This is a genomic window from Streptomyces sp. NPDC127092, from assembly GCF_042722475.1.
Lineage (GTDB): Bacteria > Actinomycetota > Actinomycetes > Streptomycetales > Streptomycetaceae > Streptomyces.
The window spans coordinates 1-7,722 of the sequence record NZ_JBHXFE010000085.1 but is presented as its reverse complement, the minus strand read 5'-3'; the positions used below and the strand labels follow the sequence as shown (position 1 = coordinate 7,722).

The following is a 7,722-nucleotide window of genomic DNA, read 5'->3' as shown; positions in this document are numbered from 1 at the left end:
GGCGCGGACTGTGCGGGTCCCGCCTGCGGCGCGGCGGGCGCGCTCGGGGTGGTCGGCGCGGCTACGGCCGGGGCGGCCGGGGTCTCCGACGCTCCGGGCTTGTAGTCGGCGAAGAAGTCCCACCAGGCACGATCGACCGAATTCGGGTCCTGGAGGTACTGCTGGTAGATCTCGTCGACGAGCCACTCATTGGCACCGAAGGCGGCTGCGGGGCTCACGCCCTGCCCGTCTTGGTCGGCCGGGGAGCTCGGGGTACTGGGGGACTGAGACGACACGGCGGCAACCGCCCTCTTCCGCTTCGCAAGGTGATGGACAGCGGAAATAAAGGCTACGCCTCCCCGGCCGGGAGGTGCAGGCCGGGCGCTCCAACGTCGCGCAAGTCACACTTGACGAGGTGTTTCGGTGCCGTGAATGGCGGGAAACAAGCGGGGTTCCGGTTCTGTGAGGGTACGGAGAACCGTGGCTGCGGCCCTGTTGGCCGCACCCCTGACCGGATCCCACGGGTACCCGTGACGAGCGCTCGTACGAGCAGTCGTACACGTACACGCAGAACGAGAGCTTCCGGTTCGAACCCTACGTCAATGTCGCGGCTGAGGGCTCCCCGGAAGGGTGAGCTGGATCCGGCAGCCACGTGCGGATTCGGCCACTCCGATGTGGCCACCGTGGAGATCCACCGCCCAGCGGGCGATGGCCAGGCCCAGACCGGTGCCGCCGTCGCTCCCGGGGCCCTGCTGGGCCGGGACCGTGCCGCGGTTGAACCGCTCGAAGACCTTGTGCCGCTCCGACTCCGGGATGCCGGGGCCCTCGTCCTCGACCTCGAGCACCAGCGAGTCGGGAAATGGCCCGCGCCGCGCTCGCACCGTCACGCGCCCGTGCGGCGGCGAGTGCTTCACGGCGTTGTCGATCAGGTTCGCCATCACCTGGTGCAGCCGCTCGGCGTCCGCGTGCGCGGTCAGCTCCGGCGGCGACACGTCCAGGTGCAGATGGACGTCCGTGCGGTTGTGCAGGCCCGACGTGGAGGACAGGCCGCGCTGGGAGGCCGCGAGATTGGCCTCGCGCAGCACGCCGGACAGATACGGCCAGACCTCGAAGCGGCGTGCCTTGAGCGTGACGACACCGTTGTCGAGCCGTGACAGGTCGAGCAGGGTCTCCACGAGCCGGCCCAGCCGCTCGGTCTGCTTCAGGGCCGTCCGCATGGTCTCCGGATCGGCGTCGGAGACGCCGTCCACCACGTTCTCCAGAACGGCGCGGAGCGCGGCGATGGGCGTGCGCAGCTCGTGCGAGACGTTGGCGACCAGCTCCTTGCGGTGCCGGTCGACCGCCTCCAGGTCGTCCGCCATGCGGTTGATCGTCGAGGCGAGGTCGCCCAGCTCGTCACGGCGGTCCGCGCCGCGCACGCGCCGGCTGAAGTCGCCGCGCGAGATCGACCCGGCCACGTGGTTCATCTCGTCCAGCGGCGCGGTCAGGGACTGCGCCACGAACTGGGTGATCAGCAGGGTCGCGATCATCGCGAAGATCGTGATGTAGCGGAACTCCGTGGAGGTGCGGATGGCCACCAGCGCGAGCCCCGAGGTGAGCAGGACCGCCCCGACGACCAGAGCGCCCAGCTTGGTCTTGATCGAGATGACGATCCGGCGCCTGCCGCGGCGCTCGGGGTGCGGCCCCCGGCGGCTCACGGCGCCGGGGTCTCCAGCGCGTACCCGACCCCGTGCACCGTACGGATCCGCTCGGCCCCGATCTTCCGGCGCAGGGCCTTGATGTGGCTGTCCACGGTCCGGGTGCCGGATGCGTCCGCCCAGTCCCACACCTCGGCGAGCAGCTGCTCACGGGAGAGCACCGCGCGCGGGGTGTTCGCCAGGCAGACCAGCAGGTCGAACTCGGTGGGCGTCAGGTGCACGTCCTCGGCCCTGACCCGGACCCGGCGCTGCGCGTGGTCGATCTCCAGCTCGCCGAGCCGCAGGATCCCGCTGCGCGGCGTGACCGCCGCGAGCGCCGCCCGCTCCACCCGGCGCAGCAGCACGTGCACCCGGGCGGCCAGCTCGCGCATCGAGAACGGCTTCGTCATGTAGTCGTCGGCGCCCACGCCGAGGCCGACCAGCATGTCCGTCTCGTCGTCCCGCGCGGTGAGCATCAGGACCGGGACGGGGCGCTGGGCCTGCACCCGGCGGCACACCTCCAGGCCGTCGAAGCCGGGCAGCATCACGTCGAGCACCATCAGGTCCGGCTGCCACGCCTCGGCGGCGTCCACGGCGGCCGGGCCGTCGGTCGCGGTCTGGACGAGGAATCCCTCGGCCCGCAGCCGCGCGGAGATGGCCTCCACGATGGTGGCGTCGTCCTCGACGACCAGCACGCGGCGTTGGGCTCCCGGAGTCGTCGCCGCACCCTGGTTCGTGGTGTGTGTCTGCTCCATTGCCCCGCCTCGCGTCGCCGATGTCGGTGCAGCAGCCTAGAGGCACCGGCGCGGTCAAGGCTACGCAGGTGATCAGGCGGGTCGGACGGCGAGGTGGACCACGTCCGGGACGCCCCGGGCAACGGGGACCTCTTCGGTCCGTACCCCGCTGAATCCGGCATTCCGCAACGAGTCTTCGAAATCGGCGGACGGCCGCGCCGACCACACGGCGAGGATTCCGCCCGGGGCGAGCCGCGCCGCGCAGGCGGCCAAACCCTCGGCGGAGTAAAGGGATTCGTTGTCCTCGGTGACCGTCCAGTCCGGCCCGTTGTCGATGTCGAGGCAGAGGGCGTCGTAGTGGTCGGAGGTGGTACGCAGGTACTCCACCAGGTCCGTGTGCAGGATCACGGTGCGCGGATCGGCGAGCGCCCGGCCCGAGAGCGCCGAGAGCGGCCCCTGCCGGTGCCAGTCGATGATCGCCTCCTCACGCTCGGCGACGGCGATCCGGCCCCAGCGCGGGTCGGCGGCGGCGTGCGCGAGCGAGAAGCCGACGCCGAGGCCGCCGATGAGGACGGCTGCGCCGGGCCGCCGGTGCTCGGGCAGCGCGTCCATCGCCGCGTCGACGAGCAGCCGCTCCGAACGCCCGTCGGAGGTGTCCATCAGGAAGGTGCCGTTGGCGATGATCTCGTAGTGGGTGCGGTCGTCCGCGTCCCTGCGGCGCAGGACGACTTCTCCGTACGGGCCCTGGCGGCGGTCGAGGGTGACGGGGACGGTCATGGTCGTTCACTCCGTGGCTCGATGCGTACGTGTCTGTCCCGGCCATCCTCGGAAACGCGGGAGGCCGGGACAAACGCTTATCGAGTCCTACGGGCGCGGGGCCTCGTGGGTCACGTAGTGCTCGATCCGGTTGAGCGTGCGACGGGCGTCCACGGGCGTGCCGTAGGTGCGGTCCCAGGTCACGGGCGCGACCGTGACGTGGCCCCGGTCGAGCAGCCAGGTCGAGTCGGCGTCCTCGCGGCCCTCGGCGCACTCGCCCTCACCGCTGCCGTCGAGCGGGCACAGGCCGAGCGCGATGTCGAAGGAGGTGCTGTCGCCGGATGCGTCCGCGCCCCGCTGCTCGAAGGCGTGGTAGACCACCGCGCCGTCGCCGACCCGCGTCCACACCGGGGCCTTGGCGCGCTGCCCGGCGCTGACGTCGGGGTAGTCGACCTTCAGCGCGAAGGCGGAGGTCAGCAGGCCGCGCACGCGGAGGCCGGCCACGAAGCGGGCGCCGAACTCGGCGTGGGCGCGGTAGGTCTCGCGCGGGAAGGACGTGTTGCTCGCGTCGCCCGAGGAGGAGAAGGCGACCGCGGGCACGCCCTGGTCGATCGCGGCGACGGCGGCGCCGACGGTGCCGGAGTCGTTGACGCTGGCCGAGACGTTCGGGCCGGAGTTGATGCCGGTGAGGACCAGGTCGGGCGCCTCGTCCCAGCCGACCTTCGCTCTCAGGCCGCCGCGCAGGGCGAGCTTGACGGTGTCGGCGGGCGTGGCGCTCGGGGTGTCCTTGCCGCAGGGGCCCGCGGAGAGACAGACGCCGAAGACCGCGCCGCCGGAGGGCGCGCCGGAGCAGTCGTCCGCGTACCCGGCGGGCAGTCCGGCGCCGGAGCGGCGCTGGACGGTGACGACCCCGCCGTTGGTGACGGCGGTGCCCTTGCCCGACTGGACCTGCCAGGGCGCCATCACGACGACGTCGGCGCCGGCGGCGCACATCGCGCGGCGCAGCTCGTAGAGGCCGAGGCCGTCGGAGTTGCTCGCCTTGGCGGCCTGCATCGAGTCGTCGTTGGAGATGAGGACGCGCAGGCCGGCCAGGGGCTTGGCGGTCGTGGCGGTGGAAGTGCCAGTTGCCGTGGCCGCGGCCGTGGCCGTGGCCGGCGTCGTGGTCGTGTGCGGGGGAGTGGTCGCGTAGGCGGTGGCGCCGACGCCGGTGAGTACCGCGGCCGCCGTGGTGAGGGCGAGATACGTGCGCATGACGCGTCCCTTCAGGTGCATGACAGGTGTGGTGGTGCCGGACCGGGCCGGGCCGGGTGCGGGTGCCGGGTGCCGGGATGCGGCGTGCGGGGTGGGGTGCCGGGGCCGGGGCGGGCCCCGGCACCCGCCCGCGGCTCAGAGCGTGAGGCCGTGGCCGTACGGGAAGACCGGGTCCTCCGTGTCGTTCGGGACGTCCGGGCGGGCCGCCTCCACCGCTGCCATCGAGCGCGGCAGTTCGAAGGGGAGGCGGCCCTCCGGCTTCGCCCGGCCGAAGACGACGTCGAGCAGCGCCGCGTCGCTCGCCCCGTAGTCGGCGAGGAGCGCCGCCGCGTGCTCGGCGATCTCCGGGAGCACCGCGGGGCGCTCCAGGTTGACGCAGACCACGGTGGGGGCCGTCTGGAGGAGCGTGAGGATGTGGGCGAGGTCCTCCGGCGCGAAGGCCAGGCTGCCCGAGTGGAAGAAGGACTCGAAGCGGTTCGGGCGCTCCTCGTACGGCGTGCGGAGGCGGAGGAGGGCGAGGTCGGCCTCGGACGGGCTCGCCACGACCTCGCCGTACGCCGCCGCGGTCTCCGGGTCCACGTTCTCCACGTACAGCCTCGGGCGGCCGGAGAGCGGCAGCGGGCCCGCGGTGAGCACGGTCAGCGAGCGGCGCTGGGCGGCGGCGCCCGCGGCGGTGAAGTCCGCGCGGCCGACCGTCTCCGCGGCCTCGTCGGGGTCCACGTACCGCCGCTCGTCGAAGAGGCCGAGGACGAACTTCTCGTGGAGGAGTCGGCGTACGGAGGCGTCGACGCGGGCCTCGGAGACGCGGCCGGAGCGGACCAGCTCCACGATCACCTCGGGGCACTGCTCGCCGCCGAACTGGTCCGCGCCCGCGTCGAGCGCCTTCGCCGCCCGCTCGCCGACGCTGAGGTGCTCGACGCCCCAGGCCCGGGCCTCGTGCGGCTCGCCGAAGATCACCGAGTCGTTCAGCAGGCCCCAGTCGGTGCAGACGATCCCGGTGAAGCCCAGCTCGTCGCGGAGCAGGCCCTGGAGGACGCCCTTGTTGAAGCCGAAGCCGACCTCCTCCCAGTCGGTGCCGACCGGCCGGCCGTAGTACGGCATGACCTGCGAGCAGCCGGCCGCGACGGCCGCCCGGAACGGCTCCAGGTGCAGCTCGCGCATCCCGCCCGGGTAGACCTGGTCCTTGCCGTGCGGGAAGTGCGGGTCCTCTCCGTCCTTCTGCGGGCCGCCGCCGGGGAAGTGCTTGACCATCGCGGCCACCGAGTCGGGGCCGAGGGCCGGGCCCTGGAGGCCGCGCACGTAGGCCTCGACCAGCTCGGAGGTGAGCTTCGCGTCGGATCCGAAGGTGCCGGACTGGCGCGCCCAGCGCGGTTCGGTGGCCAGGTCGATCTGCGGGTGGAGCGCGACGCGGAAGCCGACGGAGAGGTACTCGCGGCGCACGGTGTCGGCGAAGCGGAAGACCAGCTCGGGGTCGCGGACCGCGGCGAGCCCCGTCGGCTCGGGCCAGGCGGAGAAGGCGCCGGCGTGGAAGGAGGCGCCGATGTTGTCGGTGAAGGCGTGCCGCGGGTCGGTGGAGAGCGAGACCGGGATGCCGAGCCGGGTGGCGGCGGCCATCTCCTGGATCGCGTTGTGCCACGTCGCCGTCTCGCGGGCGCCGTAGGTGCCGAGGAGGTTGAAGTGGGTGAGCCCGCGCTCGGTGATGAGCTCGGGAGTGGTGAGGGGGAGCAGCGAGCCGTCGGTCTCGGTGACCGGGGTGCCGTCCGGGTTCATCGTCAGCATGGCGTGGAAGAGCTGTCCGGCCTTCTCCTCCAGGGTCATGCGGGAGAGGAGGTCGTCGACCCGCTCGGGGACGGGGCGGGCGGGGTCCTGGTACGGGTGCATCGGGGGCTGCCTCACGTGTGCGGAGGCCGGGGGTCGGCCGCGGCGCCCACAGGCTAAGCGCGAAAACCGAGTAGGTACTAGGTTTGTGAAATGTGACCTGGCTCACGCGCCGGAGAGTCCGGATCGGGGCGGGGCTAGGGTGGCCCCATGCCGGAGAAGAAGGTCCCCGCGGCCCGCAAAACCGCAGGCAGGGGCAGTTACGCCGTCGGTGACGCGCGCCGCCGGAAGATCCTCGACACCGCCGTCGAGCACTTCGGGCAGTGGGGTTTCCATGCCTCCTCGCTCGCCCGGATCGCCCATGACTGCGGGATCACCCAGGGCGGTCTGCTGCACCACTTCCGCAGCAAGGAGGACCTGCTCCTGTCCGTCCTCGCGCAGAGCGAGCAGCACGACGTCGAGCGGCTCTTCGGCGCCGAGCCCGAGTCCTACGCGGCGTACCTGGACACGCTCGTCGCGCTGATCGAGGACAACACCCGCCGGCCCGGCATCGTCCGGATGTTCAACGTGCTCGTCGGCGAGTCCGGCAACGTCGGCCACCCCGCGCACGCGTACTTCAAGGAGCGCTACGCGAGGGTCCTCCGGCACACCGTCGACCTCCTGGAGACCGCGGTGGAGCGCGGTGAGCTGCGCACCGGCATCGACTGCCTCGCCGTCGGCCAGGAGCAGCTCGCCGTCATGGACGGGCTCCAGATCCAGTGGGCGCTGGCCCCGGAGTCGATGGACATGCCGGGGAGGGTGCGGAACTTCCTGCGGCGCCAGTACGAGGAGATCAGGGCGCCGTCGGCGGGTGGCCCTCCGGGAGCGCCTTGAAGACCCGCTTCAGGGCCGGTGGGCGGTCCTCGCCGTCGCGGGTGACGACGAGCCGGTAGGCGTACGTGACGTAGTACTCGAAGCCGTCCGGGGCGGGCGCACCGGTGGGGCGGTCCGGGACCCTGGCGTACGCGGGGTCCTCCAGGGCCGCGCGCAGCTCGGCCACCTGGGTCTTCGTCATCCGGCCCGAAGTGGGCTCCCCGGTGCCCTTGCGGAGCTCGTACGAGCCGTCGTGGCGGACGACCAGCTTGTTGCGCACGCCGGCGAAGCCGCCGTTCACGACGACCTCGACCAGCACCTCCTGAGGTGCCGGACGGTCCGTCCTGGCCGTCGCCGTCGCGGTGGCCGACGGGCTCGGGGCGGGTGGCACGCTCAGGCCGCCCGAGTCGTCGGGAGGCGCCGCGGGGGACTGGGCGCAGCCCGCCAGGGCGACGACCGCGGCGAGCACCGCCGCCGCCCCGTACCGCTTCGCGTACTCCATGGACCGAGCATGCCCGCTGACCCGGCGTCCGCGCAGCCGGAACGGCTCAACCGGTGCGGACGACCCCGGTGAGCGGGCCGCGGTAGTACCAGTCGAGGGAGTCGTAGAGCGCCATTCCGTCGGTGGTCGCCGCCAGGACCCCGGTCTCCGCGCC

8 protein-coding genes are annotated in these 7,722 nt (G+C 72.8%); 1 reads left to right on the top strand and 7 read right to left on the bottom strand.

Annotation, left to right across the window (positions count from 1 at the left end):
- From ACFWJO_RS36865 to ACFWJO_RS36840, 6 genes are all read right to left on the bottom strand, one after another.
- On the bottom strand, nt 1-275 hold a 275-nt coding region (locus ACFWJO_RS36865; protein ID WP_386872457.1), incomplete at its 3' end, for a hypothetical protein.
- A 303-nt stretch (nt 276-578) separates the two neighbouring features.
- The gene (locus ACFWJO_RS36860; RefSeq protein ID WP_386872455.1) at nt 579-1,676 is read right to left on the bottom strand and encodes an ATP-binding protein; all 1,098 of its coding nucleotides are present in this window, start codon (nt 1,674-1,676) and stop codon (nt 579-581) included.
- Nucleotides 1,673-2,410, bottom strand: coding sequence for a response regulator transcription factor (locus ACFWJO_RS36855; protein WP_128978112.1), 738 nt, complete (start codon nt 2,408-2,410; stop codon nt 1,673-1,675). Before ACFWJO_RS36855 ends, ACFWJO_RS36860 begins: the two co-directional genes overlap by 4 nt.
- A 72-nt stretch (nt 2,411-2,482) precedes the next feature.
- On the bottom strand, nt 2,483-3,166 hold the full coding sequence (locus ACFWJO_RS36850) for a spermidine synthase (protein WP_386872453.1): 684 nt from the start codon (nt 3,164-3,166) through the stop codon (nt 2,483-2,485).
- A gap of 87 nt (nt 3,167-3,253) precedes the next feature.
- Nucleotides 3,254-4,396, bottom strand: a complete 1,143-nt coding sequence (gene surE / locus ACFWJO_RS36845; RefSeq protein ID WP_386872451.1) for a 5'/3'-nucleotidase SurE — start codon at nt 4,394-4,396, stop codon at nt 3,254-3,256.
- A 135-nt stretch (nt 4,397-4,531) separates the two neighbouring features.
- Nucleotides 4,532-6,277 carry a glycoside hydrolase family 3 protein gene (locus ACFWJO_RS36840; RefSeq protein WP_386872449.1) on the bottom strand — a complete coding sequence of 582 codons (1,746 nt, stop codon included), beginning with the start codon at nt 6,275-6,277 and terminating at the stop codon, nt 4,532-4,534.
- A 147-nt stretch (nt 6,278-6,424) separates the two neighbouring features.
- Here ACFWJO_RS36840 and ACFWJO_RS36835 point away from each other — a divergent pair, with 147 nt between their 5' ends.
- A complete protein-coding gene (locus ACFWJO_RS36835) occupies nt 6,425-7,087 on the top strand; it encodes a TetR/AcrR family transcriptional regulator (RefSeq protein ID WP_386872447.1) in 663 nt (220 codons plus the stop codon).
- Here ACFWJO_RS36835 and ACFWJO_RS36830 read toward each other — a convergent pair.
- Nucleotides 7,047-7,568: a hypothetical protein gene (locus ACFWJO_RS36830; protein ID WP_386872445.1), complete on the bottom strand. Its 522-nt coding sequence runs from the start codon at nt 7,566-7,568 to the stop codon at nt 7,047-7,049. The genes ACFWJO_RS36835 and ACFWJO_RS36830 overlap by 41 nt on opposite strands.
- Nucleotides 7,569-7,722: the final 154 nt, after the last annotated feature.